Here is a 26,981-nt window from a genome sequence, read left to right as displayed (position 1 = left end):
AGGTTTTTCTATAAGACAATCAAAAAAAATTTTGATTTACAAAAATTTGAATCAAACTTGTAATGCCTATAACCAAAATTGAACCTATTATATGAGAGTGTAAAATAAACTGTGTAAGTAGCTAATTCTAGATAAGTTACTTATACAGTTTTTCTTTTCGTGTAAAGAAAATTCAGATAAAATAAAAATGAAAGGATGCGAGAATATGGCAAGACAGAAAAGAGATTCTAAAACCGTCGAACTAGCGAAAACTATTCTAGAAAACTACAATCCTGAAAATGTCGATGACATGCAAGAAGCGCTAAAAGATATTTTTGGTCCCTTATTTGAACAAATACTTCAAGGCGAAATGACCCATCATTTAGGCTACGATATTCACTCAAAACAGGAGAAAGAAACGAACAATCGAAGAAATGGATTCGGCTCTAAGAAAGTAAAAACAAGCTTTGGAGAAGTCCCTATTGATGTACCTAGAGACAGAGAAGCCACGTTTGAACCAGAACTTATTAAGAAACGTGAACGGGATGTTTCAGCTATCGAATCAAAGGTTTTGTCTATGTATGCCAGAGGCATGTCTCAAAGAGACATCGCTCATACCATTGATGATATTTATGGGTTCTCCATTTCTCACGAAATGATTTCTACAATCACCGATTCTGTTCTTCCAGAACTGGAGGAATGGCAAAATCGCCCTTTGGCGAAGTGTTATGCCTTTGTTTTTGTGGATTGTATGTATGTGACGTTAAGAGAAAATTATGAAGTCAAAGAATACGCTGTTTATACAATTCTTGGCTATGATTTAAAAGGAAAAAAAGATATTTTAGGGTTGTGGTTGAATGAAACCGAGAGTAAAAACCGCTGGATGCAGATTTTTGATGAATTGAAATCTCGCGGTGTACAGGACATTTTCTTTATGTCTATGGATGGTGTTTCTGGTCTTGAAGATGGAGCAAAATCTATTTTTCCAAAGGTGATCGTTCAACGCTGTATCGTCCATTTAGTGCGTAATGCGCTTCGGTATGTTCCTTATAAAGACTACAAGGAATTTTCTCGGGAAATGAAAAAGTTTTATGGTGCTCCTTCGTTAAAAGCTTGTCAGAGTGCTTTTGATGCCTTTCAAAAACGGTGGTCACACTACTCAGGTGCTGTAGAGGTTTGGAAACGTAATTTTTCTCATGTGGAACAACTTTATGATTATGGTAGCGCAGTGCGTAAAATTATGTACACAACAAATGCCATTGAAAGTATTCATTCTAGCTTTAGAAAAGTAACTAAAAAAGGCGCATTTCCAAATGAAACCGCCCTTTTAAAGCTTCTTTATCTACGAGTAAAAGAATTAGAAAAGAAATGGAAAGCTGGTTTTATTCCCAATTGGCCAATGGTCTTAAATCAATTAATGGCGAATGAACAGTTTTCTGAGCGCATCAACACTTATAGCTTATATATTTCCTAGTCACTGTTGCATCAAAAAAGAACATCAAATTTTCCTTTTTTGGTAAGGTTTCTTTCTTATACCCTTTTAACCGAAGGTTATTTAGGAATGGTTTAATGTTCTTTTTCGTTCTTAAATTTGTCAGTTACACACTTTAGTTGACAAACCCTATTATATTTTTGACTATTGAAAATAATAAATAATTATGATGCATCACAAATTTATTTTTCATTGAAAAATTTCTCTTTTAAATACTTCTTTTGCTTCTCTTTATTTATTCTATCCCACTGACTTAATCCTGCCATATAATAAATAAAGAACCCTAACATCAATCCTATAATTATTAATAAACTTAGTTTTTCTCTAAAAATATACAAACTTAATGCACCAACAATACTTGGAATTAATAACAATAAATACTTATTATTTAATCTAGGTATCAACCATGTTTGTGCTGCCAATAGCACTAACAATATAATGACATTTAGACTCATCTATAACATCTCCTTATGTTTTTTATAAATCAAGCTAGCGATTTCTGAAAATAAAATATCCATCAGAAACAAAAATATCTAAATACTCTTTTAAAGCATCTTGTGAATATCTGGCTTTTCCTATCTGTTCATTAATACATTGTAGTTTCTTTTTAACTTTTGAGTATGAAGATCCTTTTTTACACATTCTTGATATGTTACCTTCAAATAATAAAAAATCAATCATAAAATTTTGATCTTCTAAACTAAAATCAAAGAAATAATTTTCTATTTTTATCTCCTTTAATAGACACCTGCTGCAGTCTCCTTTCATTTTTAATTTTAAAACAAAAAATACCATTAAGTCAAACAGAATTTACATAAGTGGAATAATAGTTATTAATTAGAATTAAGTAGAACATACTACATAAAAAGAAAAGACTATAAAGAACACAAGGACATCCTCGTAACTTTATAGTTTTTTTCAATATATATAATTTAAAAGTCGATGTCTTTTTAGCTATTTTTCAATTTGATCTATTGTCTATCCTTGATGCATAGATTTGATTTCTATCGGATAGTTTATTTCTTAGGTTGTGGATGCCGTATTTTTTCTTCTGATAAGCCTAAATAAGTAAATAGTCTGATTTGTAATTAGTATACTTTTTTTAGTTGTATCTGTACACTTGACTTTGACATTATGGTAAGGTTTAAATTAATAAGAGAGAAGGGAGCATTCGTATGCGTACATATGTAAACAAACAGGAATTGATTGCAGAAATAAAAAAAAGATATGACATGTATGATGGAGAATTTGAACAGATACCGGAAACTTTAAAAAATGAACGAATTGAAGAAGTCGATAAAACGCCATCTGAAAATTTGTCTTATCAACTTGGTTGGGTGAATTTGATTCTTCAATGGGAGAAAGAGGAACAAGCTGGAAAAACAGTGGAAACGCCTGCTCCAGGATATAAATGGAATAAATTAGGTGGTTTGTATCAGTCATTTTATGAAGAATATGGCAAGTACAGTATTGCTGAACAAAGGGAAATGCTAAGAGAAGCTGTTGATGAAATGTGTACTTGGCTGGCAACACTTTCTGAACAGGAATTATTTGAACCGGCACAGCGAGATTATGCAACAACAAAAGCGATGTGGCCTTTGTATAAATGGGTGCATATCAATACGGTTGCTCCTTTCACCAATTTTCGAACAAAAATCCGTAAATGGAAAAAATTGTCTAAATCTAATGAATCAAAAAATGAGTAAAAGACAATAAAAATGATCTTTTACTCATTACTTTTTGATTAGAGCTGGTAATTTAAATTTCTATAAATAGAATAATGGCTTATTTATTTAATAAGACTCTCGTATTTCTAAATGTGTCGTATCGTACAACACGCGAGCATGGTTTTCTTTGATTAATTTTTTTTCTACTAAATTTCCTGTTCTTTTATCGATACATTTTCTAAAAATCTGTCCATTACGAAAAACCTGACCATCTTCTTTTGAAAAATATTCCTTTTCAGCTCGAATATGGTAACTATAAGCTTGTTCATTATCAGAGCGAAGTTCCCCATTAAGATGGGTGTCGCTGACAGAAATAATCAGTTGATAGGTGTGATCGGTATTATTTTTAAAGCGATAATCTAAATAATTATAAACGATCGATGTTCCCGTTCCAAAAGGGATTTTACGACCATAATCTGGAAAAAGATCCAAGCCATCATGATGGTGATGCTCAGTGATTTCTAGTGGTGAATGAAGAATGATCCAGTGAATCAAATTAGTAAATTGACAAAGTCCCCCACCCAGTCCAGGACGAACAGCGTCATTAAAAATTGTCACCCCATCTTTATACCCTTTGCTTGATGAGCATGTACCAACTAAATACCAAAAAGAGAAAGTTTCATTTGGCTTGATTAGAATGTTTGATACTTTTGGTGCAGCTAGACTTAGATTAGTTGCTTTATTTTCTTGTAAAGTTAAATCTGTATTTCCTAATTTTCTACGAATCAAAGAGGTATGCTTGTAAACGGATACAGGCAAAAGTTCTTCTTTTTTAGTTTTAGCAAGCTGCTCTTGTTGGAGAAAATCTCGTAGTTTTCTCTGAAAAATATTTTTTTTAATAGAGATTTCATATGTGAGTGGTGATAGTTCGCTAAATAACTTCCTTTTCATTATGTCGTAACCCCATTTCTTTCTATGTAATGATATTGTAACATAAATGACTTTTGATTGAAATCTAAATGTAATTTTTTGTGACTATATTTTTAATATAGTTAGTAAAAGATAAAGAGGCTAGGAGATAACTCGTAGAGTTATCTCCTAGCCTTAAGGAATCCGAATAAACGCTGTCCCAACCTCTTTGTTTTTATTTTTTAGATTGTTACTAATTGTTCTACAGTAAGTTCTGTCATTGAAGCAACCTGTAAGTCAGCGCCAACTAATGTTTCCGTTGCGGAAATTCCTATAGCATACATTCCGGCTGCCTTGATCCCTTCGATACCAGCTTGGGCATCTTCGAATCCAATCGCATCTTTTGGCTCGATATTAATACTTTCGGCTGCTTTTACAAAAATTTCTGGGTCAGGTTTGCCATTTTTCAATGTTTCAGGATCAACGATATGTCCGAAGAAGTCAAGAACACCTAGTTTTTCTAAAATCATCGGAGCATTTTTAGAAGCTGAAGCGATTGAGCAAGGAACATTTTGTTCTTTTGCTTGGACTAAAAAATCATGAACACCTGGCAATAAGTCTGCCTCAGAAAGATTTGCCAAAAGTTTAACGTATTCATCATTTTTTGTTTGAGCTAGTGCTTCTTTTTCAGCTAAAGTAAAATCATTTTCTCGCTGTCCATAAGCTAAAATTTTATCTAAAGAATCCATACGACTGATTCCTTTTAATGTCTCATTGAATGCCTCATCGATTGTGATACCTAGAGTTTTTGCTAAATTTTTCCATGCAATATAGTGGAATTTTGCTGTATCAGTAATCACGCCGTCTAAGTCAAAAACAAAGCCTTTTTTCATGTGTATTCTCCTGTCTTATGTTTAGTAGTTGATTGTTGTTTTTTTATTGGCAATTAATTTGTAAGGTTGATCTTTGATGATTACCGTTGTGTCATGGGAAGGACAAACTTGAACAGCGTTTTCTGAAACAGTCAAGTCATAGTGAATCCCTTTGTGTTCAACATTAAACGTCATCTCCGTCCAGTTTTTCGGTAAATTTGGCTGGATCGTAAGGTTGTTCTTTTTAATATCAATTCCAGCATAAGTAGTCAATGTAACATAAATCGTTGCTGCCATCACACCTGTGTGGATTCCTTCAGCGGTTGTTCCGCCTTGAATATCCTGATAATCAGAGTGTAAAGCTTCTTGGTATAATGTCCAAGACAAATCATGGAAAGCAACTTCTTCGGCTAACTGCGCATGAACGATTCTTGATAAAGTTGAACCGTGAGAGGTTCTGTTTAGATAGTACAAAAGATTTTTTTCAAGATAATCTGCAGGTAAATCGTAACCCAATTCCCCTAAAATTTCATCTATTTTTTCCTTATTTAAATTGTAGAATAACATTAAAGTGTCTGCTTGTTTGGAGACTTTATAATCATCAGGAGATTGGCCTTCTGCTTTTAAAATACGGTCCATTCGATAGATATTGCCGTATTTTTCTTTAGCTTTTTCCCAATCGATTTCTTTTAAATCAAAATAGCCTTCATACTGAGCGATGATCCCATCTTCGTTGACTTCGATCGATAAGCGTTTGCGAATGTCTTTCATTTTTTCAAGATGTTCTTGCGTGATGCCAGTTTTATTAAACAAATCTGCTTGTTCTTGCGTATTTAATAATGAAAGGATGTTTTCTAATTCTTCAAATAGCCAGACGACCATCAAATTGGTATAAGCATTATTTTTTAAGCCACTTTCGTCACTATCAGGATAAGCTTCATGAAATTCATCAGGTCCCATGACTTTATCGATATAATAGCGATTGGTCGTTTCATCAAATGTTGTAGCACTACGCCAGAAATTAGCGATTTCTACTAACATTTCAGCGCCGTACTCTTTGATGAATGCATCATCGTTAGAATTATTCCAATACATCCAGATATTGTAAGCAATTGCCAATGAAACATGGCGTTGAAGAATGCTGTGGTCTTCACCCCATTCACCGTTCAAAGGATTCAAATGAAGCTTTTGTGTGTCTTCACTACCATCAAGACCAGATTGCCATGGATACATCGCGCCAGCATAGTTACTCTCAAGAGCATTTTCTTTGGCTTTATCTAAGCGATTATAACGATACATCAACAGCTGTTTAGCTGTTTCTGGGAAATGGAGAATGTAAAAGGGCAAGATAAAGATCTCGTCCCAGAAAATATGACCACGATAAGCTTCACCATGCAAGCCACGAGCTGTTACCGAAACGTCTAAATCATTATTATTAAATGGAGAAGCAGAAACTAATAGATGATACGTATGGATTCTCAATAGCTTTTGCGACATCAAATCACCAGTTACTTGAATATCTGATTTTTTCCAAAGGGTTTCCCAAGCATCAGCACTCTCAGTAAATTCTGTATCAAAAGAAGTAGCTAAAAGTAAAGGTGTTTCCAAATTATTCTCAGCTATAGAGGCTTTAACTTGTACCTGTTTTTCGAAAGTATAGGTGTTGTTTTGCTCAGCCAAGAAAGTAATTTCTTGTTCAATGATTTCTTTACCAATCGTATTTTTTATCGCATCAGCTTCAAAAAAATCACCAGTAATAGTTGCTGTTTGTTGGACACTAATTTTTGATTGATTCGTTTGTACCTCTATCATTGCACTGTTTTTTTCTGCAAGCAATTGGGTTACATGGAAATGCTTAGCAGTTAGATTGCGATAACGCTCAACATTAAAATTGTAGACAGAACCGTCAGTGGTTGTCTTAAGTATGATATTTTTAGAAAAATTCAATGCCTGAATTGAATATTGGATGCTGTAATTGTTCATTTTAGCCATATTGACTACTTTTTTTGCGATTATTTTCAATTGATGCTGGTGATTATCTTCAATGATCATGTGAGAAGTAAATAGGCCTGTTTTCAAGTCAAGATTTCTGTGTAGATAATGCAAAGTTGATTTTTCAAGTGATAGCCACTCGTCTGTTCCTTCTACTTGAATACTGATATGTTGATTATCTGGTGTATTAACAAAATCTTCATTTTCAACGATTTGACCTGCAACTTCGGATTCTTCTTCATTATAAAGTCCAGCAATATAAGTAGCAGGATAATGGTCTTTTGACAAGGTCATTTCAGGTACCGTACCACGTAAGCCCATAAAGCCGTTACCGATCGTCAGTAAGGATTCAACAGAATATTCTTCTTTGCCAGGAGTATAGCCAAAATAATCTAAATTCCAAGTTAAAGCTGCTGTTTTTTCCTCAAACGCTGTAGTTAAATCGGGAGCATTGTCTAATTCCGTGACTGTAAGAATAGGGAAGTTTAGTAATTCTGAAAAATGTTTGATAAGATTTTCTAGACCTGTGTTCAAAACGGTTGATCGTGTATTTTGAGTATAAAATTCTTCTCCTACGTTATTAAAAACAGCACCCCTGACTGTAGGGAATTGTTCTTTGATTTGTTCAGCCAAAATTTCTGCAGTTTTAGGCAATTCAAAATCAGAGAAGGAAAATGTTTGCTCTGAAAGTAGAGAGTCTTGCGTTTTCTCCTGAATATGTAAGCTGTTTTGCGTGAGTGTAAGTAAAAGATAGTTTATCATAAAAGGCTCCTGACTAAGATTTATTTTAACTTGTATAGACATGTTAATGTTTTCGTTTTCATTATAGTATGAAATGTTTGTAAATACAAGTCAGATAATCAAAAAGAATTGTTTCAGGTTGAAAGTCTACTTATTGAGAAAGCTATTTTTTTAAGGAAGAATGTGCTATCATTTTCTTTGAGTATCCTGAGATGGAGGGAAGGACATGAATAAATTTCATGATATATTTTTAGAGCTTGAAAAGGGAATTTTAGATGGAGATTATCAACCAGGAACCTTATTACCAAGTGAAAATCAATTAGTTGAACAATATTCCGTTTCAAGGGAAACAATCCGTAAAGCGCTTAATTTGTTGATCAATACAGGGTATATCCAAAAGAAACAAGGCAAAGGATCGATTGTATTAAATGTTCGAAAATTTGATTTACCAATTTCTGGTGTTATCAGTTATAAAGAGCTGCAAAGTGCGCAACAAATACATAGTGTCACTAGGGTTGTGGAACTAAAAGAAGAGCGTGTCAGTGAATCTTTAGCACGTTTAACTGGATGGAAGAAAGAGGCTAAAGTTTGGCGTTTGGTTCGACAAAGGGAGATTGATGGAGAAGTGGTGATCGTTGATATTGATTATTTACTAAAAGAAATCATTGATGACTTACCTGAAGATCGAGCGACCGATTCTATTTATGATTATTTTGAGAACGAATTAGGACTGGCAATCAGTTATGCGCAAAAAGAAATCACCGTGGAATCGGTAACAGAATATGATCGTAAATTAATGACTATCCACGAAGACATGCATGTGGTGGTCGTTCGCAGTGTCGTTAGTCTAGAAGATACACGTTGTTTTGAGTATACAGAGTCTAGACATAGATTAGACAAGTTCAAATTTGTTGATTTTGCTAGACGAAGGAAAGCCTAAAGAAAAATTGATCACTTTTAGGAGTTGAAAATTGTGTATACAGGAATCATATACTTTATTGTCATTATTTTAGCGAATACAGTTGGTGCGATTTCAGGAATGGGCGGCGGTGTCATCATAAAACCTGTATTAGATACGTTACACTTCCATCCTTTAGCAGCAATTTCATTTTATTCTAGCGTAGCAGTTTTTACCATGTCGATTGTCTCTACTCTTAGGCAGATGAAGAATGGATTAAGATTAAAAATCCCAATAGCAGTGCTGGTATCTTTAGGTTCTGTGATAGGCGGGATTTCTGGAAATTCGGTATTTGAGTCTTTATTGCGATTATTTTCTGATGAAAAATACGTTCAATTGATCCAAATTATACTGACAGTCGTAACGTTGCTATTTGCTTATTTCTATACAAAAATTGGTAATGAACGCACTTTGGATTTGTCTCATCCTGCTTGGTATGTGATTGTTGGCTTATTTTTAGGATTTATTTCTACTCTATTGGGAATTGGCGGGGGACCGATCAATGTTGCGTTGTTGATGTTATGCTTTGGAATTCCAATCAAAGAAGCAACCGTTTATTCGATCGTTACGATTTTCTTTTCACAAGCAGCAAAACTACTTACGATCGCTCAAGGAACTGGGTTTGGACAGTTTGATCTTTCTATTCTGTTGTATGTGATCCCAGCGGCTATTGTGGGTGGTTTCGTAGGAGCGTTGATCAGCGGAAAAATTTCTTCTGAACGAGTGACTCAGATTTATCAAATTGTGATTCTTTTGGTATTGTTGTTAAATATATGGAATGGCCTACAATTGTTCATTTAATTAAGTAAATAGTAAAAAAATAACTGAATCGTTCGATTTTAGATGCTGTTATTCATGCTATAATAAAGTTTCAAATTTAATGAGTAAAAGGAGAATGAAAGTGAAAAAAGTGGTTCAGGTTGGGGTATTGATTATAACAAGTATGATAATTGTTGGCTGTGCTTCTAGTACAGCTGAGGAAATTGAGATCAATGAAGATAAGGTTCCGTCGGTTTATTCGGTCATTGGTGAGAAGAAAATCGTCGGAACCAATAGCGAAATAAAAAATAAAGATCGTATAACAACGTTGACATATAAAGCTGGAAGTATCAGCGAAAAAGAAATGAAGCAATACATTGATCATTTACGAGAAGAAAAGTATGTTGATACATTGGATTCAACAGATACGGTAGAAGGAACAATGACCCAGATTGGGAAAAAATCGGTATCAGATGGAAATGTTGTGTTGATTGACTTTTTATATCCAGCAATGGATAGTGAAGGGGTCAAAATCACGTATCGTTCAGGTCCAGGTAAGTTAAAAGAAAACGAATAAAATCAGGTTGAAAGGTTAATTCATTTGCTTGATTGAGGAGGTTGATAGAATGGAGTATCATGTTAAAGAATTTACACAATTGACGACGAAGGAATTTCTAGAGATCGTTAAATTACGAGTCGCTGTATTTGTGGTGGAGCAAAAATGTCCATATCAAGAGGTCGATGAAGCGGATGAGTTCGCTTGGCATACGTGGCTACAAGAAGGAACCGAGATCGTAGGTTATACACGAATCATCGATAAAGGAGATACGGTGACCTTTGGCAGAGTAATAATCAATCCTGACTATCGTGGAAAAAAATTAGGAAACAAACTTTTAGAAGAAACTTTAAAAGTAGTTGAAGACAAATACCCAAATCGTCCCATTATTATTGGTGCACAAGCACGCTTAACAAATTTCTATGGCGCATTTGGTTTTAAAGAAATCTCAGAAGTGTATTTAGAAGATGATATTCCACATGTTCAGATGCAAAGAAGCTGAATCTTAAAAAGAGCCTGTGTCAGAAGCGTTTAACTCCGAGAAATAAGTTGCTTTAAAAGCAGAAGCTGATCAAATGCAAAACAAAATAAAGACAGAGCAATTCGAGCTAGGGAGTAGCGTTGAAACATTCGTTCAAAATGCTCCAGATATGGTGAAAGGACAGGCAGGTACTTCATTTGCTCATGAGGTATCTGTAATGAGAAGTAATGTAGTAGAGGCTAGTGGCATGTGTGAAGCTGTTACTTGAAAAACGTTTAAACAATATAATATCAAGATTTCAACATCAAATGATTAACGAAGTAACTAAAAAAAACGAAAACTGTGATACCATAGCATTAGGCAACATTGAAAATGAACTGACACGAATAGGAGTGATTTTGTGGACGATGAAAAAGAACGTCAGAAAGAAGCGATACGCAAGTTAGGGCAGGAAACTCTTGCACAACATCAAAAAAATATGAAAGAGGTAGACGAAAAAGCAAGCAAAATGTTAGAAAATATCCATGAAGTAATGTTGGAAACACAAAAGATGGTTGCACAATGGACGGAGCAAGTGGACGACAGACAACAATCAAAACCGAGTCATTTACACCTAGTTCCTCCAATCGAAAAAACGGATGAAGATACAAAAAGCGCCACTTCAAAAGAGCCAAATGCTACGCCCGAGGATCACTCGTAAAAACATACTAAGACTAGAGAATAGAATCATTGTTCTCTGACCTTAGTATGTTTTTTTTGTTAAGGAAATTATTAATGATCTTTCTAACAGATCTCAAAATAGGTATGTAAGATAAAAGAATGAGATGTAATCGAACTTTTGTCCTCCTTGATGTATAGTATCAATTTAGTATACACCAATCGCCATTGGGAGGTTGGCACTGCTGCAAGATAAAAAAACTTCCCCAAAAATGCAGAGGCACTTGTTGGGAAGTTAATTTACAAAATTGAGTTAGATTTATCTACGATCGTTACTTGTTGATATCTTCAGCATTATCGTTTAAAACACCAGTCGTTTTCGCAGTATTCTGCGCCGCCAATAAATCGCGGATTTGTTCTAATAGCTCATCTGTTGTAGGACCTGCAACTTCTTCTTCGGGTTGCGGTTTTTTCTTCATTTTATTAACAGCTTTGACAATTAGGAATAAAACAAAAGCAGTAATTAAAAATGTAATAAGAGCACTGATCACATCACCAATATTGAATGCTACACCTTTGACGTTAAAAACAAGAGCGCCTAATGCATCATCTGCACTTTTTTCTCCAGTGGTAAATACGAAGATCAAACTAATTAATGGCGTGATCAATCCATTAACGATTTGTGTAACAATGGCAGTAAAAGCAGAACCAATAACGACCCCAACAGCTAAATCAAGGACATTTCCACGCATAATAAATTCTTTGAATTCTTTAATCATAAGATTAACCTCCTTTTCTCATATCAAATTCAGTATACAGAAAAAATGAAAAAAATTGAAATGAAAGACTCTTACATCAAGGAAAGACAGTTGAGCTGTGCTATAATTAAATGAATATAGAAAATCTTAAAAAAACATTTAAAAATGACCAGATGATTGTATTTCAGACTGGGCTTTATTATGATGAAAACAAAGAGGAGCTGACAATATGCCGATCACACTAGCACAAGGAGTCAACTTACATGTTGTTCCAACAGAAAAATATAAGACAGTGCGTATTTTGGTTCGTTTTAATACGCGTTTGAATAAAGAAACAATTACAAAACGGACACTTCTATCTAGCTTGATGGAAACTAATAGTCTGAACTATCCCGACCAAGTGAAATTAAGTGAAAAATTAGCAGAGTTATACGGTGCTAGTTTTGGAATCAATGTGAACAAAAAAGGGAATTTGCATTGGTTGAATCTGTCAATGAATTTAGTGAATGACAAATATTTGGAACACAGTCATGTATTGGCGGATGCAGCTGATTTTGTGAAAGAAATTTTATTTTACCCAAACATTATTGATGGACAGTTTGAAACAGAGACTTTCCAACGTGAAAAAGAAAATTTAAAAGCTTATTATGAAAGTATTTCAGAAGACAAACAAGTTTATTCTTCTTTGGCCTTACAACAGTTGTATTTTGGTCAATCGGAAGATCAAAAAATGCCAAGCTTTGGTACTATTGCTGATTTAGAAAAAGAAACAGCTGAAAGTCTAGCGGCATATCACCAACAAATGATTCAGGAAGATCAAGTTGATATTTTTGTTCTTGGAGATGTAGATAAGGCTGAAGTAACAGCGCTATTTAGTAAATTACCATTTGAAGATCGCGCGTCTGGAATTTCAGATATCTTTTATGCGCAACCGTCTAGAAATGTAATCGAAGAACGTTCTGAGCAAGAAACATTAGCACAATCAAAATTGAATCTAGGCTATCATACAGACGTTTATTATGGCGATGAAAACTATTTTGCGTTGCAAATTTTTAACGGTGTATTTGGCGGATTTCCACATTCTAAATTATTCATGAATGTTCGTGAAAAAGAAAATCTAGCATATTATGCATCTAGCAGTATTGATACATTCCGCGGACTTTTAAGTGTTCAGACTGGGATTGATGGTAAAAATCGCAACCAAGTTTTGCGCTTGATTTCAGTAGAATTAGAGAACATACGTCAAGGGAAAGTGACAGATCTCGAAATCGAACAAACCAAGGCTATGCTGAAGAATCAATATTTACTTTCTTTAGACAATGTAGGTGCGGTTTTAGAAAATGAATATTTAAATGATTTGATTCCCCACCTTCGTTTAAAAGATGACGAGTGGATCCGTCGAATGGAAGCTGTCACATTAGCTGATATTCAGCGTGTTGCCAAATTAGTGCAACTACAAGCCATTTTCTTTTTGGAAGGGGAAAAAGTCGATGATTAAAAAAGAATACCCACAAATAAATGAAGTTCTTTATACAGAAGTTTTGGATAATGGACTAACTGTTTATCTATTACCGAAAAAAGAGTACAACAAAACGTATGGCTTGTTTACGACAAACTATGGCTCCATCGATAATGAATTTGTACCAATCGGTGAAACAGATTTTATAAAAGTGCCAGATGGAATCGCCCATTTTCTAGAACATAAAATGTTTGAAAAAGAAGATGGAGATGTCTTTCAACAATTTGGGCGTCAAGGCGCTTCTGCCAATGCATTTACAAGCTTTACAAAGACCAGTTATCTATTTTCAACAACAGACCAAGTAGAAAAAAACTTAGAAACGTTACTAAATTTTGTTCAGGAGCCTTATTTTACAAAAGAAACAGTGGACAAAGAAAAGGGGATCATCGGACAAGAAATCCAAATGTATTTAGATGATTCTAACTGGCGCTTATTTTTTGGTACATTAGGCAATCTGTACCCAAAACATCCGTTGCATATTGATATTGCCGGGACGGTTGAAAGTATTGATGAGATCACTGCAGAAGACTTATATACATGCTACAATACATTTTATCACCCAAGTAATATGACATTATTCGTTGTTGGGAAAATGGATCCAGAAGAAATGATGGCTTTTATCCGCAAAAATCAGTCAGCCAAAACATTTGCAAAAGCGGAACCAATCAAACGTCATTTTCCAAAAGAAACTGCATCAGATATTATTAAAGAGAGTTCTCTTTCCATGGCCATCAGTCGTTCCAAAGTGATTGTTGGATTGAAAGGATTAGATGAAGTCCCAACAGACGGCAAAGAATTGCTTAAATATAAGACTACAGCAAATCTATTGTTTCAATTACTCTTTGGCAATACGTCACAAAATTATTTGAATTTATACAATGAAGGCTTGCTAGACGATAGCTTTGGCTATGAATTTAATTTGGACCGTAGCTTTCACTTTGCTGATTTTGGTGGAGACAGTGATCATCCTGAGCAATTAGCGGAGCGAATTGAAGAGATTCTTTTGACGGCAGACCAAAGCACTGAATTAACAGAGGCAAACTTATCATTGTTGAAGAAAAAAATGATCGGTAAGTATTTCCAATCATTAAATTCACTTGAATATATTGCAAATCAATTTTCACAATCACTTTATGGTGAAACGACGTTGTTTGATACGCCAGAAGTGATTGAAAGTGTTCGCTTGACGGATGTGAAAAAATTAGCACAAGCATTTATCAAAGAAGATGGACTAAGTCGTTTTTACATGTACCCAAAAAAATAATCAGTATTTTTAGCAGTGGATACAAGAACTAAGAAAAGTCCTATATTTTAGTTAAAACTTTCAAAAATGTTATCCTCATCAGTATTTTTTTATGTTATCCTTAGAATAGTTGGATGAATAGAAGCTTCCAACTGTTTTATTGGATGATTCAAGTGAGTTGGGCTATTTTTGCTCAAAAGTTTTACATAAAATAAATACAACTAAAGTATATAAGAGCAGCGAGATAAGAATCTATTCAGAGATCTTTTCTCTTATTTACTCAAAAGTTGTAGGACTAAAAAGCGCCTGATCGATTTAGGCAAAACTGATAAATTAGAGAGACTGGAGAAGATGGACGAGTGGCCAGCGTGAATATAGGGAAAAAATTAAGAGATGCACGACTGCAGCAAAATATGTCATTAGACGAACTGCAGCAAATAACAAAAACACAAAAACGCTATTTAATAGCAATCGAAGAAAATGATTTTGATTCTATGCCAGGGACTTTTTATGTGCGCGCATTTATTCGTCAGTACGCAAATGCAGTTGGGCTAGACGGCAATGAATTAGTTGCAATTTACGATGGAATAGATGAACCAGAAGATGTAGACACATCGATTCAGTATGAAACATTAAATGGATCACGAACACAAATGTATGACGAAAACAGCCAAACAAAGCGTTTTATGCACAGTTTGCCTGCAGTTATATTTTCTTTGATCGGCTTAGCGATCGCAATCGTTGTTTTTTACATTACATGGCAGGATCGGCAGGCGACACCTATCATTCAACCGCCAACCTCTGATATCATCAGAGATTCTTCTTCCGAATCAAGCCAAGCACCTGTTTCAAGCAGTACAGAAGCATCAACGTCAAGTTCAAGTTCTTCTTCTACGCCAAAAGAGCCAACCGAAGTGAAATTTGAAAATGAATCTGGTGTAACCGTGAATATGAGTGCGGTCAATGTTTCAAATCCAGCTAAACTTGAGTTTAGTGCTGTAACAGGACCTTGTTGGGTCGGAGTTTATGTCGCAACAGCAGCTAATAATGATAATGGCTACTTTTACCAAGAAACAATTCAGCCTGGACAACCAAAATCTGTTGATATCCCAGCTGGTACGGCCCAAGTGGTTATTAGTTTAGGAGCGTCTGAGTACATGGAATTCAAAGTGGACGGTCAAAAAGCAGAATTTAATCCGAATCAAGCCGGAATTGGGCCAAGAAATATCAATTTAACATTAGCTTATGCACAAACACAAGAAACAGAACAATCAGTGCAGTCTCAACCACAATAAAGAAAAATGAAGGATTCTATTTGTTCATAGAGGATGAGCGAGAAAAATTTACGATGGCGACAAGACATGGTAACTATTTTTCTCGCTCATTTATTGAGATTACGAATCAGTGAATTCTCTTTAGGATGAAAATATGTCTTTTTTCGTGACACCTTCTATGAGATAACGTAAAATAAGGAAGAAAAGAGAGGGGCAACAAGCATTGAACTTACCAAATAAATTAACAGTGATTAGAATCTTTATGATTCCCATTTTTATTGCTGTCGTCAGCCTACCGATGGATTGGGGCACGATCACAGTAGCAGGAACATCTTTAGCAATGACGCAGTTCGTAGGAGCGATTATTTTCGCCGTTGCAAGTATTACCGATTGGTTAGATGGAAAGATTGCTCGAGCGCGAGGCTTAGTGACTAACTTTGGTAAATTTGCGGATCCGTTAGCAGATAAAATGTTAGTGATGACAGCGTTCATTGTTTTAGTAGGTCAACAAAAAGCACCGACTTGGGTCGTTGCAATCATTGTTTGTAGAGAGCTAGCCGTTACTGGATTACGTCTACTACTAGTTGAAGGTGGCGAAGTGATGGCTGCGGCTTGGCCAGGGAAAATAAAAACAGCAACACAGATGATTGCGATTATATTATTGTTCATCAATAATATCCCGTTTGCAGCAATTGGTTTTCCACTAGATCAAATCATGTTGTATGTTTGTTTACTTTTTACAATTTATTCAGGCGTCGATTATTTTGTGAAAAATGCGAGCGTATTTAAAGGATCAATGTAAGCATTAGTCAAAAATACTAGTAAAAATAGACCTTTTCAACTTGAATTTAAGAGAAAAAGGTCTATTTTTTTATTTTCTAAAAATTTTTTAAAGGATTTGCAGAAGATTCTGATGCCGCTAGTTATAAAATAGTCGTTTGCTTTTTTTTAATAGTGGGTATAATTTATATATAGAAGTTAGTATCATATGGAGGAATTTATGATGAACAAATTTGTAAAAGGTGTAGTAGTAGCTGGTTTAGCTCTATTGATCGGAGGAACAGGATTTTTAGTAACAGCTAATAAAGAGCATGCGAACTCAGCTCAACTTGTAGATAATCCTAAAAAAGTCAGTGCATTGATCCAAGAAAAAAAAGAACTGATCAATAAGAAAAAAGTATCACGTAATAAAAGCGAACAAAAATCGCTAGGTAAACAAATTCATCAAATCGAAAAAGAAATCAAGCAATTAAAGAAAAATAACTAATTAGCCAATAGCGAAGGTTCGATTTTCTTACTCAAATTTGTGAGAATCTTAAAAAAGAATGCAGCTACCTAACAAAGGGGCTGCACTCTTTTTAGTTAAATCCAAGGACCTACAATGACCGTATAGATGCTTAAAATAATCCCTGCGAATATTAATAGAAAACCTAAGATGAATAGAGGACTCACTCTTTTTTTGTTATTGGATCTTTTAGAGCCTTTTTTAAATAATTTCGATAAAGTTGCAAACAAGAGACCTAAAATAATCAACAAACCATTAACAAAAAAAGTAGACAAGGTATTTTTTTTCTTACCTGTTTTCGTCAGAACAGAATTTTGTCGTTCTTTTATTTTTTTTGCATATTTAAAGCTAACACTTGGTGCCTTGATTGTGGGAGAAACTTGTGTCAGGCCATTCTCCATTGTTACTTTATCAGCGGCTAGTTTAAATGATGGCTCAGTATTCCTCTGAATGACACCATAAAAATCTTGTTCCAAAACAATGTCTTTTTGGCTGACAGTGTTGTCTCCTTTAGAGAGTAGTTTTTTATACTCATAAGTTGCGAATGCTTGATCAAAAATTGCGTTACCAAAAGCGTGACGTTGCAATTCCCCCTCTTGATCTTCCCAATCGCCTACACCCAGTACGACTTCGATCAAACGTGTATCTTCTCGTTTAGCAGTCGCCGCATAATTAAAGCCGCCAGTAGGACTCGAGCCAGTTTTTAGTCCATCTGTACCTTCATAACCATAAGCTAGTCCAGGTAAAGAATAGTTATGATTTTCTAAAACTTCAGCGTAGGGTGTATTTTCCATGATCGTGATTTGGCTTGGACTGGTAAAGGTTACGGTATCTGGATAGTTTTTCAATAAATGGTAAGACAAGATAGCTAAATCCCGTGCAGTACTTACATTATCAGCATTTTGATCGATTCCTTTTGGCTGGTAATATCCATTGAAGGAACTAGTTTCAGCACCGCTAGAATTATAAAAAGTTGAATTGGTCATGCCAAGTTCTTTCGCTTTATTGTTCATCATATGGATAAATTGTGCTTCATCATTTGCGGTCACTAAATTTGCCAGCATCACAGTCGCAACATTAGAGGATTGAACGAGCGTCGCATACAGTAGATCACGAACGGGGTAGTCCACTCCAGAAACAATTGAATTGTTGCTTAATTCATAAATCTGCGAAATAGCCTGATCGCTATCTGTCGCTTTAACTGTTGTATCCAACGTAAATTTTCCTTGTGCCATTGCTTCAAAGACTAGGTAAACTGACATTAATTTTGCTATACTGGCAGGGTTCCATTTTAAATCTGGATTGTCTTCCCAAAGAACTTGTCCAGTTTGCGCCTCGATTACGATCGATGCTTTAGGTTTATAGAATTCATTTGTTTGATAACCAGCATTTTGCGTTATCGTCAGAATATCTTCTTGGGCATAGGCATTAACGGCTGTAAATAAGCCTGAAAAGTAACCAGTCACCAATAGTAGTGAGCAGATTTTCAGTAAAACATTTTTTATCTTCATATAAACATCCTTTATAATTAATCGGTTTTTAAGTGTCTTCTGGGTTTCGGTTAGAGATTCGTTTATTCCAAAATATTTTCTGAAAGGTAATCAGTGTATTTTAACAGATTTTGCTGTTTGTTGTCAGAAAATGAACATTTATTTAAAAAATAGAGTGAAATTAAATGTCACACTCTATTAAACTATCGTTTTTTGATAAAGTCAATGCCGAAGCAAAGCTGTTTATACGTATTATTGTTCTTATACTAGTTTGTTTGATCCATTTATTTTACGTTAAAAGTGAAGGGAAAGGTATACTTTATATGGTTTTTTAATAAAAAGTATTTTTTTTGGAATTTTGGTATACTGTAATAGATGGGGGTGTTTGTAATGAGCAGTGAGCGAATGGTTGCTTCGGAATGGGCCAATTTTTCGAATCAACTATCTAGAAGTATTCAGTTACTACCTTTTTATGACACACATACCTTGGCGAGACAACTATTTAGAAAAAAAGTATTAGAAAATACAGGCACAGCATATGTCATTTATAAAGGAAAGACACCATTTTTGTTTATGACAGTTGAGGCTGGAAACGTTACGAATTTGTTGGTGCCGGAACTGATTAAAATAAGTTGGTCTGCTATTTTTTTAGCAGTCGAACGATTTTTTAAGGAAACATTTCAATCGAAAATCGCCTTTCATTTTCCGCGATCTCTAACGTTGCATTTACAAGAAGTCTTTTTTAAATATGGGTATAGCGTGGAAGAAACTAAAACAGCCATTAAAGAGCTGAAGTATCACACTGGATTGGTTTTAGGCGGTGGTGGTGCAAGAGGGGCTTATCAAATTGGTGTTTGGCAAGCGCTGAAAGAATTAAAGATTCCAATTGACGTTATTACAGGCACATCGGTAGGTGCGTTGAATGGTGCTCTGATTTTACAAGATGATTTTGAAGCTGCCAGAAATATGTGGGGAAAAATCGAAACCCAAAAAATCCTTGCATTTCCATCTGCGGTCGTCGCTAATGATACATTTGGAGGCATGATGAGTCAAATTGGCTCTTTCACATTAAGTGCGATCCACTCAAACGGTGTTTCTACACAACCGCTTAGACAATTGATTCACGATACCTTCTCACAAGAAAAAATGCAGAAAGCCACTACAGATTTTTATTTGGCTACTACTGAGCTGCCCAGTATGCAGGAAAAAGAGATTCATTTCAATGATTACCAAACCAATCAATGGCAAAGCTGGCTGCTTGCGTCGGCCTCTTTCTTCCCGGCGATGGCAGCGACGAAAATTGGAGATAAACACTATGTGGATGGTGGTTATCGAAATAATATTCCTGTGGATATCGCATTGAAAAATGGGGCAACGGAATGCATCATTGTGGATGTGAAAGGTCCAGGGATTACAAAATCGGTAGAAATTCCAGCTGCAACAACTTGTCTCACATTAAAGACACCATGGTCAATGGGCACGGTACTTTTATTTGATGGTGCTCGTTCGATGCAAAATATTCAATTAGGCTATTTAGAAACAATGAAGGCAATCAGTAGACAATATAATGGTTATTGGTACACCGTGACTGATACTTTTCACAGTTTAGAAACAGTTCAACAGGCTTTCTTTACCTTTATCGAAGAAACATATCAAATAAAAGTATGGGATTCTATAGAACAACAAAATAAAATCTGTAAAAAATTGCGTAAAGTTTATAAAGACAGGGTGTATACTGAAAAGATTGGATTGGTTTTAATTGAGTTATTAGCAAAGAATCAAGGAATAGCAGCTTCTAAATTGTACACGGTCCAAGAGTTAGTAGAGCTTATACGACAGAGTGGACAAGTAGAAATGGATTTAGTGGAGACGATCGGAATGATCTCTGTCCAAGAATGGCTGAAGAAATATTACGAAGATTACTTTTTACTTTCCGATAAACAACAGTTAGTATTAATGAATAATTTATTGGATGTAGAAGAGAAAGAAAAAATGCAACGTTTGACTTTTTTAATGGATAAATTACCAGTTCAAGCGTTACAAATTTTAATGAAAGAATTTATATTACAAGGAGTGGATGAAGAATGAAACAAGAATTTTCGTATGAAATCGTAGAAGAAATCGCAGTATTATCAGAAAATAACCAAGGATGGCGTAAAGAATTCAATTTAGTCAGTTGGAATGGCCGTCCACCAAAATTTGATTTGAGAGACTGGTCTGCCGATCACGAAAAAATGGGCAAAGGAATTACATTAACCAACGAAGAATTTGAGATTTTATCTAAAGCAATAAAATCTATGTAGAAAGGACACCCTGTCAATGAAAAGCATGACTGGTTTTGGAAAAGAAACATTTTTAAATAATACGTATCAAATCGATGTCGAGATCAAGAGTGTCAACCAACGCTTTTTAGATATTCAACTACGAATGCCCAAGGAAGTCAATCCACATGAAATGGCTATTCGACAATTGGTGAAAGAGACGTTGCAACGCGGGAGAATCGAAACATATATTAATATTAAACAAACGAGTAGTGGAAATAAAGAAGTGCTGGTTCATTGGAACCTCATCCATCAATTGATGGGAGAAATAAAGCAAGAATTGACAACTAATTATCCACAAGCCGAATTTGATCCTGTTCAAAGTATTAATCAACTGCTGAACAATCCAGACTATGTTGAAGTCACAGAAAAACAGGAAGCAGATGAACAATTTGGTGTGTTGGTTTTAGAAACTGTAAAAAAGGCAGTCGAACGTATCGACGCTAGCCGTTTGCAGGAAGGGCAAAAAATTCAACAAGTATTGACTAGCTACAGCCAAGATTTCATTGCATTAGTGGATGAGTTAAAAAGTTTTGTGATACTCTATGAAAAAGATTATCGTGACAAATTTGAAGCACGTCTGAATGATTGGCTAGGTAGTCAAGTCGATGAGACACGTTTATTGACGGAACTTGCAATATTACTTGAAAAAGGAGATATCCATGAAGAATTGGATCGTTTGATGATTCATGTGGATAAGTTGCAAGAATTATTGACACAGGCAGAACCTGTTGGTCGAGAATTAGATTTCCTGATACAAGAGATGAACCGCGAAGTAAATACGATCGGTTCTAAGTCGAGTCCAATCGAGATTAAAAATATAGTTGTTCAAATGAAAACGATTCTTGAAAAAATTCGTGAGCAAATTCAAAATGTAGAATAATAGAAAATAGTTTGTCATTCTGTTTTTTAAAGCTATAATAAAAGAGAATAAAGCGAAGAGGTGAATAATTATGTCAAAGTATTATGATGTAACGTTCCATGAGTTAAGCGGAAAATCCGTGGTAAAAAGAGAAATCATTTCTAATAAAAAACCTTTTGAGGTTTGGGAAGATGCCTGTGTTTCATTTACAGAGGATGTTTTGAACATTCGAGTGAATGAGGATACCTTTGTGACATTGAACCGTCGTTTCGTTGTCCGCATAGATGCGGAAGAAGTAGATGGACCTGTGGATAAAAAAATTAAACGCCATGATGAAATTATGGGTGTTGTGAACACTTTATCAAATATGGGCTTTTAAGTTCAACAATAAAAATAAAGGTGGAGAGAGCCCTATATTACGCTCCTCACCTTTATTTTTTATAAACAGATAAAGACATCAATTGCTGAATGATACGAATTCCTAAAATAAAGAACTAACGACTCATTGGGATTGTCGTTTTTCGGCTGCTGCATCTGATTCGGGCAATTTGTTAAAAGGCGACAGGTAGCATAAGCATTACTACCTTTTAATAGAAATAAAGCATAGTGTATTGTCTTTTTGAAAGTATTGCGTAATAAAGCCTTGAAAATTACTGAAAAAAAGTGCATTATAGAAGTAATACTTAAAAGAGATAGTTTGAAAGGAAGTCATCATGTCAGAGCGTGGGTTATTAATTGTACTATCAGGTCCTTCTGGAGTTGGTAAAGGAACGGTACGAAAAGCAATTTTTGATAGTGAAGAGAATGATTTTCAGTACTCAATTTCTATGACTACCCGTAAAATGCGGGAAGGAGAAGTAGAAGGCGTGGATTACTACTTCCGCACAAAAGAAGAATTTGAAGCAATGATCGAAGCTGGTGAAATGTTAGAATATGCACAATACGTGGGGAATTACTATGGAACACCACTCTCATATGTGAATGAAACGCTTGATAAAGGAAAAGATGTCTTTTTAGAAATTGAAGTCCAAGGTGCCGAACAGGTCAAAGAAAAAGTACCAGACGGTGTCTTCATCTTCCTGACGCCGCCAGATTTATCAGAGTTAAAATCTCGAATTGTTGGTCGTGGTACTGATGATCATGATGTAATCGAAGAAAGAATGCGTGTGGCTCGCGAAGAAATCGAAATGATGGCATTATATGATTATGCTGTTGTGAATGATAAAGTGCCATTCGCAGTGAAACGAATCAAAGAAATTATTGCGAGTGAACATTTCCGCGTGGATCGCGTAATTGGTAAATATATTAAAATGTTGAAGGAGATGTAGCCTCATGATGCTAAAACCATCTATTGACTCATTATTGAAAGAAGTACCATCAAAATATTCACTTGTTATCTTAGCAAGCAAACGTGCGCACGAATTAGATGAAGGTGCACAACCAACACTAGAAAATTTCGAATCTGTAAAAAGCGTAGGCCAAGCATTGGAAGAAATCGACGCTGCAACAGTAATCAATGATCCTCGTCCAGAAGAAAAACGTGAAAGAATGCGTATGGCAAAAGAAGAACAAAAAATGCGACATGAACAAGAACAAAAAGAACTTGAAAATCGCATCCGCGAAGAAAAAAATTTATAAAATAAAGAAAGCCATTATGATCTATTTACTAGATTATAGTGGCTTTTTTATTTTAATTGTTAAATTGAATTATGCATCTTGGTTCGTTGCAGCGATTAACACTTCTCTAATTGTAATCTCTTGAGGTAATTCGTACATATATTTAACTGTTTTTGCAGCGTAAGTTGGATCTAAGGTAGTACCGCCCATTGTTTTTTTCCAATTTTCATAGGTTTCAATCGCTTCTTGATCTGTAATATGAGTTAAAAGTTCAGTCTCAGCAGCACCCGGTGCCATTACCATTACTCGGACGTTATGAGCAGAAACCTCCTCACGAACAGTTTCTGATAAAGCATGTACACCAAATTTACCTGCTGCGTAAATAGCATGATTGCCAAAGGTTTTACGTCCAGCATCTTTTGCCATCTGAGACTTTAACTAAAATACCATCAAAATTTAGAGGCAAAGTATTTATTTTATCAATTCTATGCTCAAGCAGTAATAATGGATAATTGTGGGGACTAAATAGTTTAGGCATTTCGGTATCAAATCCTGAACTAGCACCTGTAATAATTTCATAAGGAAACTCCTCATTTTTGCGTTATATGTGTTATAATACGCCCTTGAGTATATTCTAAGTCAAGAAGGAGAGTAATAGGTGTATACAATTGGAGAAATAGCAAAAATGACCGATTTCTCAGAACACACGTTGGACCAACGGCTGCTGTACTATCAAGAGTACAGAAAAAAGTTAGAGATAATGTTAGCATCTTTAGAGTCAAACCTAGATAAAATTGACTGGAAAATCGACTATTACCAAAAAGCTGTAGAGACAGGTACGGAAAAAATCCATGAAAATTCACCCGACTTATATGACTTGTATTTTAAAAAAGAAACGGACGGATAGCCCATTTATAAAGTGAAAAATGACATGAAATAACTTTTCTTATTTCTACAGAAATCAGAGGAACAAGACAAATGTCTGATTCTTTAGTACAATAAGCAAAGAGAATTTAAAAGAATATGTTGAATAATTAGGAATGGATAGAAAAGATTACACAGATCTTTATAGAAATGGAGGAATGTTTATGAGAAAAGCGGCCCAAGTGATTGTTGATGTCCCAACGATGCAGACAGATCAACCGTTTACTTATTTGATTCCTTTTAACTTAGAACAGCAATTAACAGTTGGTATGCGAGTTGAAGTTCCTTTTGGTAATGGAAATCGACATCTGCAAGGGTTTGTTTTAGCGATTGAGGAAGTTTCAGATGAGGTGATAGCAGCACAACAGTTTGAATGGAAGGAAATTCTTTCTGTTTTAGACTTAAAACCAGTACTCAATGCTGAACTGCTGGATTTAGCGGACTATATGAAGGAAAAAACATTTGCCTTTAAAATCACCTGTTTACAAACAATGCTGCCTAGCGTGATGCGTGCAGATTATAGCAAATACATATATTTAACCGATGAATTAGAAGAAGATATGCAAGATGAGTTGTTCTATGGGTTGGAAGAAATTGCGTGGGAAGATGCCTTAACTCGTAATATTTTACCACAACTGATGCAGCTCAGAAAACAGCAAAAAGTTGATATCCGTTACGAAGTGAACACGCGAAATCGAGTGAAAATGATTCGTTACATTCAATCGCTGAAAGATTTTGAACAATTAGAAGAAGCACGAATGACGCTTAGAAAAGGCTCACAAAAGAAAGAACAATTGATCCACTATTTACAGCAACTAGGGCTAGAAAAAATGACTACAGTAAAAGAGATGAAAGAGCTAGGATTTAGTACGGCTGTTTTAAATGATGGCGCAAATAAGCAATGGCTGACTTTTATTGAAACTGAAGCCTATCGTGATCCGTTTGCTGACCATACATTTGAAAAAACGACAGCACTTGCTCTGAATGATGAACAGCAAAATGCAGTAGAAAAAATTCTGGGATCGATGAATCAAGGAACGAGTCAAACCTATTTACTAGAAGGAATTACTGGCAGTGGAAAAACCGAAGTCTATCTGCAAGTGATTGCTGAAGTATTGAATCAAGAGAAAACAGCTATGATGCTTGTGCCAGAAATCTCACTGACACCACAAATGGTTCATCGTTTTAAGAGTCGCTTTGGGGAGCAGGTAGCGGTGATGCACAGTGCTTTATCTCAAGGTGAGAAGTACGATGAATGGCGTAAAATCGAACGTGGTGAAGCACAAGTCGTCGTTGGTGTAAGATCTGCTATTTTTGCTCCATTGGAAAACCTTGGAGTGATAATCATTGATGAAGAACATGAAGCTAGCTACAAACAAGAAGAAACACCACGCTATCATGCGCGTGATTTGGCGATTTGGCGCGGAGAATATCATCATTGCCCAGTTGTATTAGGAAGTGCGACCCCGTCATTGGAAACGCGAGCACGGGCGCAAAAAAATGTGTACGAACGATTAGTGTTATCTAAAAGAGCGAATCAGACTGCAACATTACCAACGATCGATGTGGTAGATATGCGTGAAGAAATCCAAAATAAAAATACGTCATCTTTCTCGCTAGCACTTCAAGAAAAAATAAAAGATCGTTTGGCTAAGAAAGAACAAAGTGTTCTTTTATTAAATCGTCGAGGCTATTCCTCTTTTGTGATGTGTCGAGATTGTGGCTATGTCTTGCCTTGTCCTAATTGTGATATTTCGTTGACGCTTCATATGGATACGAAAACGATGAAATGCCATTATTGCGGTCATGAAGAACGAATTCCCTATCATTGTCCTAATTGTGGCGGAGATAAAATCCGTTACTATGGAACAGGGACTCAAAAAGTAGAAGAAGAACTTAAAGCTCTTTTCCCTGATAGCCGCGTTTTGCGAATGGATGTGGATACGACAAGGCGAAAAGGCGCACATGAGAAGATTTTGACAGCATTTGGTAATCATGAAGCAGATATTTTATTAGGAACTCAAATGATAGCTAAAGGCTTAGATTTTCCTAACGTAACATTGGTTGGAGTCTTAAATGCTGATACCGCATTGAATCTACCTGATTTTCGTTCCAGTGAGCGAACATTCCAGCTATTGACTCAAGTTAGTGGACGGGCAGGACGGGCAGAAAAACCAGGAGAAGTCATCATTCAATCCTTTAATCCTGAACATTACGCGATTCAGCTAGCTAAAGCACAAGATTATGAAGACTTTTATCAAAAAGAAATGTACGTTCGGCATCGTGGTGACTATCCGCCATTTTACTTTACAGTACAAATCACAGCTAGTCACCCAGAAGAAAATCAAGCGGCTAAGCAGATGTTTGAACTAGTCAAGGAGTTAAAAGAAGGATTATCTGATCAAAGTATTTTACTTGGCCCGACGCCAAATGCCATCATGCGGGTCAACAATCGTTACTTTTATCAAGTAATCATTAAATATAAAAACGAACCAAATTTACAAAATATCTTAAAGAAAATACTGACTGACACCCAAAGAGCAACAGCGCATGGACTGAAACTATCTATCGATGCTGAGCCAATGAATTTTATATAATCTAATTTTGCTTTGAACCAGCTTATCG

The 26,981-nt window shown here is 35.4% G+C and carries 27 protein-coding genes and 1 pseudogene; 21 read left to right on the top strand and 7 right to left on the bottom strand.

The window, feature by feature from the left end; genetic code table 11:
- The first annotated feature begins 205 nt into the window (after positions 1-205).
- Positions 206-1,453: an IS256 family transposase gene (locus tag IGI43_RS09980; RefSeq protein WP_438757645.1), complete on the top strand. Its 1,248-nt coding sequence runs from the start codon at positions 206-208 to the stop codon at positions 1,451-1,453.
- A 200-nt stretch (positions 1,454-1,653) separates the two neighbouring features.
- On the opposite strand, the gene IGI43_RS09975 is transcribed toward IGI43_RS09980, so the two are convergent.
- Positions 1,654-1,926 (bottom strand): hypothetical protein, encoded by a 273-nt coding sequence (locus IGI43_RS09975; RefSeq protein WP_438757644.1) that lies wholly within the window; start codon positions 1,924-1,926, stop codon positions 1,654-1,656.
- A gap of 720 nt (positions 1,927-2,646) precedes the next feature.
- Between IGI43_RS09975 and IGI43_RS09970 the strand changes: the two genes are divergently transcribed.
- Positions 2,647-3,177: a ClbS/DfsB family four-helix bundle protein gene (locus IGI43_RS09970; RefSeq protein WP_438757643.1), complete on the top strand. Its 531-nt coding sequence runs from the start codon at positions 2,647-2,649 to the stop codon at positions 3,175-3,177.
- Between the two features lie 87 nt (positions 3,178-3,264).
- Here the strand turns inward: IGI43_RS09970 and IGI43_RS09965 are convergent, their stop codons facing one another.
- The 3 genes from IGI43_RS09965 to IGI43_RS09955 all read right to left on the bottom strand — a co-directional run bounded on the left by IGI43_RS09965 (position 3,265) and on the right by IGI43_RS09955 (position 7,670).
- On the bottom strand, positions 3,265-4,089 hold the full coding sequence (locus IGI43_RS09965) for a VanW family protein (protein ID WP_438757642.1): 825 nt from the start codon (positions 4,087-4,089) through the stop codon (positions 3,265-3,267).
- Between the two features lie 200 nt (positions 4,090-4,289).
- Positions 4,290-4,940: a beta-phosphoglucomutase gene (gene pgmB / locus IGI43_RS09960; RefSeq protein WP_438757641.1), complete on the bottom strand. Its 651-nt coding sequence runs from the start codon at positions 4,938-4,940 to the stop codon at positions 4,290-4,292.
- A 21-nt stretch (positions 4,941-4,961) separates the two neighbouring features.
- On the bottom strand, positions 4,962-7,670 hold the full coding sequence (locus IGI43_RS09955; RefSeq protein ID WP_438758843.1) for a glycoside hydrolase family 65 protein: 2,709 nt from the start codon (positions 7,668-7,670) through the stop codon (positions 4,962-4,964).
- A 208-nt stretch (positions 7,671-7,878) separates the two neighbouring features.
- On the opposite strand from IGI43_RS09955, the gene treR reads away from it, so the two are divergent.
- The 6 genes from treR to IGI43_RS09925 all read left to right on the top strand — a co-directional run bounded on the left by treR (position 7,879) and on the right by IGI43_RS09925 (position 11,106).
- Positions 7,879-8,592: a trehalose operon repressor gene (gene treR / locus IGI43_RS09950; RefSeq protein ID WP_438757640.1), complete on the top strand. Its 714-nt coding sequence runs from the start codon at positions 7,879-7,881 to the stop codon at positions 8,590-8,592.
- 33 nt (positions 8,593-8,625) lie between these two features.
- Positions 8,626-9,411 (top strand): sulfite exporter TauE/SafE family protein, encoded by a 786-nt coding sequence (locus IGI43_RS09945; protein WP_438757639.1) that lies wholly within the window; start codon positions 8,626-8,628, stop codon positions 9,409-9,411.
- A 100-nt stretch (positions 9,412-9,511) separates the two neighbouring features.
- A complete protein-coding gene (locus IGI43_RS09940) occupies positions 9,512-9,946 on the top strand; it encodes a hypothetical protein (RefSeq protein WP_438757638.1) in 435 nt (144 codons plus the stop codon).
- 49 nt (positions 9,947-9,995) lie between these two features.
- A complete protein-coding gene (locus IGI43_RS09935) occupies positions 9,996-10,427 on the top strand; it encodes a GNAT family N-acetyltransferase (protein WP_438757637.1) in 432 nt (143 codons plus the stop codon).
- 73 nt (positions 10,428-10,500) lie between these two features.
- Positions 10,501-10,674 (top strand): hypothetical protein, encoded by a 174-nt coding sequence (locus IGI43_RS09930; protein WP_438757636.1) that lies wholly within the window; start codon positions 10,501-10,503, stop codon positions 10,672-10,674.
- A gap of 132 nt (positions 10,675-10,806) precedes the next feature.
- Positions 10,807-11,106 carry a hypothetical protein gene (locus IGI43_RS09925; RefSeq protein WP_438757635.1) on the top strand — a complete coding sequence of 100 codons (300 nt, stop codon included), beginning with the start codon at positions 10,807-10,809 and terminating at the stop codon, positions 11,104-11,106.
- 289 nt (positions 11,107-11,395) lie between these two features.
- On the opposite strand, the gene mscL is transcribed toward IGI43_RS09925, so the two are convergent.
- Positions 11,396-11,842: a large conductance mechanosensitive channel protein MscL gene (gene mscL / locus IGI43_RS09920; protein WP_438757634.1), complete on the bottom strand. Its 447-nt coding sequence runs from the start codon at positions 11,840-11,842 to the stop codon at positions 11,396-11,398.
- A 208-nt stretch (positions 11,843-12,050) separates the two neighbouring features.
- On the opposite strand from mscL, the gene yfmF reads away from it, so the two are divergent.
- The 5 genes from yfmF (at position 12,051) to IGI43_RS09895 (ending at position 17,124) form a co-directional block, all read left to right on the top strand.
- Entirely contained in the window at positions 12,051-13,319 is a 1,269-nt protein-coding gene (gene yfmF / locus IGI43_RS09915; RefSeq protein ID WP_438757633.1) for an EF-P 5-aminopentanol modification-associated protein YfmF, read from the top strand.
- Positions 13,312-14,604: an EF-P 5-aminopentanol modification-associated protein YfmH gene (yfmH, locus tag IGI43_RS09910; RefSeq protein ID WP_438757632.1), complete on the top strand. Its 1,293-nt coding sequence runs from the start codon at positions 13,312-13,314 to the stop codon at positions 14,602-14,604. The genes yfmF and yfmH overlap by 8 nt, the downstream gene beginning before the upstream one ends.
- 338 nt (positions 14,605-14,942) lie before the next feature.
- On the top strand, positions 14,943-15,878 hold the full coding sequence (locus IGI43_RS09905; RefSeq protein WP_438757631.1) for a helix-turn-helix domain-containing protein: 936 nt from the start codon (positions 14,943-14,945) through the stop codon (positions 15,876-15,878).
- 202 nt (positions 15,879-16,080) lie between these two features.
- Complete coding sequence (gene pgsA, locus IGI43_RS09900) at positions 16,081-16,659, top strand: CDP-diacylglycerol--glycerol-3-phosphate 3-phosphatidyltransferase (protein WP_438757630.1); 579 nt, start codon at positions 16,081-16,083, stop codon at positions 16,657-16,659.
- 201 nt (positions 16,660-16,860) lie between these two features.
- On the top strand, positions 16,861-17,124 hold the full coding sequence (locus tag IGI43_RS09895; protein WP_438757629.1) for a hypothetical protein: 264 nt from the start codon (positions 16,861-16,863) through the stop codon (positions 17,122-17,124).
- A 95-nt stretch (positions 17,125-17,219) separates the two neighbouring features.
- On the opposite strand, the gene IGI43_RS09890 is transcribed toward IGI43_RS09895, so the two are convergent.
- Entirely contained in the window at positions 17,220-18,653 is a 1,434-nt protein-coding gene (locus tag IGI43_RS09890; protein WP_438757628.1) for a DUF1958 domain-containing protein, read from the bottom strand.
- 369 nt (positions 18,654-19,022) lie between these two features.
- Here IGI43_RS09890 and IGI43_RS09885 point away from each other — a divergent pair, with 369 nt between their 5' ends.
- The 6 genes from IGI43_RS09885 to rpoZ all read left to right on the top strand — a co-directional run bounded on the left by IGI43_RS09885 (position 19,023) and on the right by rpoZ (position 23,453).
- On the top strand, positions 19,023-20,720 hold the full coding sequence (locus IGI43_RS09885) for a patatin-like phospholipase family protein (RefSeq protein WP_438757627.1): 1,698 nt from the start codon (positions 19,023-19,025) through the stop codon (positions 20,718-20,720).
- Positions 20,717-20,935, top strand: coding sequence for a YdbC family protein (locus tag IGI43_RS09880; protein WP_438757626.1), 219 nt, complete (start codon positions 20,717-20,719; stop codon positions 20,933-20,935). Before IGI43_RS09885 ends, IGI43_RS09880 begins: the two co-directional genes overlap by 4 nt.
- A gap of 16 nt (positions 20,936-20,951) precedes the next feature.
- Positions 20,952-21,836, top strand: coding sequence for a YicC/YloC family endoribonuclease (locus tag IGI43_RS09875; protein ID WP_438757625.1), 885 nt, complete (start codon positions 20,952-20,954; stop codon positions 21,834-21,836).
- Positions 21,837-21,906: 70 nt separating this feature from the next.
- Positions 21,907-22,194, top strand: coding sequence for a hypothetical protein (locus IGI43_RS09870; protein WP_438757624.1), 288 nt, complete (start codon positions 21,907-21,909; stop codon positions 22,192-22,194).
- 334 nt (positions 22,195-22,528) lie between these two features.
- The gene (gmk, locus tag IGI43_RS09865) at positions 22,529-23,143 is read left to right on the top strand and encodes a guanylate kinase (protein WP_438757623.1); all 615 of its coding nucleotides are present in this window, start codon (positions 22,529-22,531) and stop codon (positions 23,141-23,143) included.
- 4 nt (positions 23,144-23,147) lie between these two features.
- Positions 23,148-23,453, top strand: a complete 306-nt coding sequence (gene rpoZ, locus IGI43_RS09860; protein WP_438757622.1) for a DNA-directed RNA polymerase subunit omega — start codon at positions 23,148-23,150, stop codon at positions 23,451-23,453.
- 69 nt (positions 23,454-23,522) lie between these two features.
- Here the strand turns inward: rpoZ and IGI43_RS09855 are convergent.
- Positions 23,523-23,970 (bottom strand): annotated as a pseudogene (locus IGI43_RS09855) (SDR family oxidoreductase).
- Between the two features lie 120 nt (positions 23,971-24,090).
- On the opposite strand from IGI43_RS09855, the gene IGI43_RS09850 reads away from it, so the two are divergent.
- Positions 24,091-24,339, top strand: coding sequence for a hypothetical protein (locus IGI43_RS09850; protein ID WP_438757621.1), 249 nt, complete (start codon positions 24,091-24,093; stop codon positions 24,337-24,339).
- Positions 24,340-24,520: 181 nt separating this feature from the next.
- Positions 24,521-26,953, top strand: coding sequence for a primosomal protein N' (gene priA / locus IGI43_RS09845; protein WP_438757620.1), 2,433 nt, complete (start codon positions 24,521-24,523; stop codon positions 26,951-26,953).
- Positions 26,954-26,981 lie beyond the last annotated feature (28 nt).

It is taken from the genome of Enterococcus sp. AZ126, assembly GCF_051714545.1.
Classification (GTDB): domain Bacteria; phylum Bacillota; class Bacilli; order Lactobacillales; family Enterococcaceae; genus Enterococcus_L.
The sequence above is the reverse complement of the archived record's forward strand: the minus strand, read 5'-3'. Positions and strand labels throughout refer to the sequence as shown.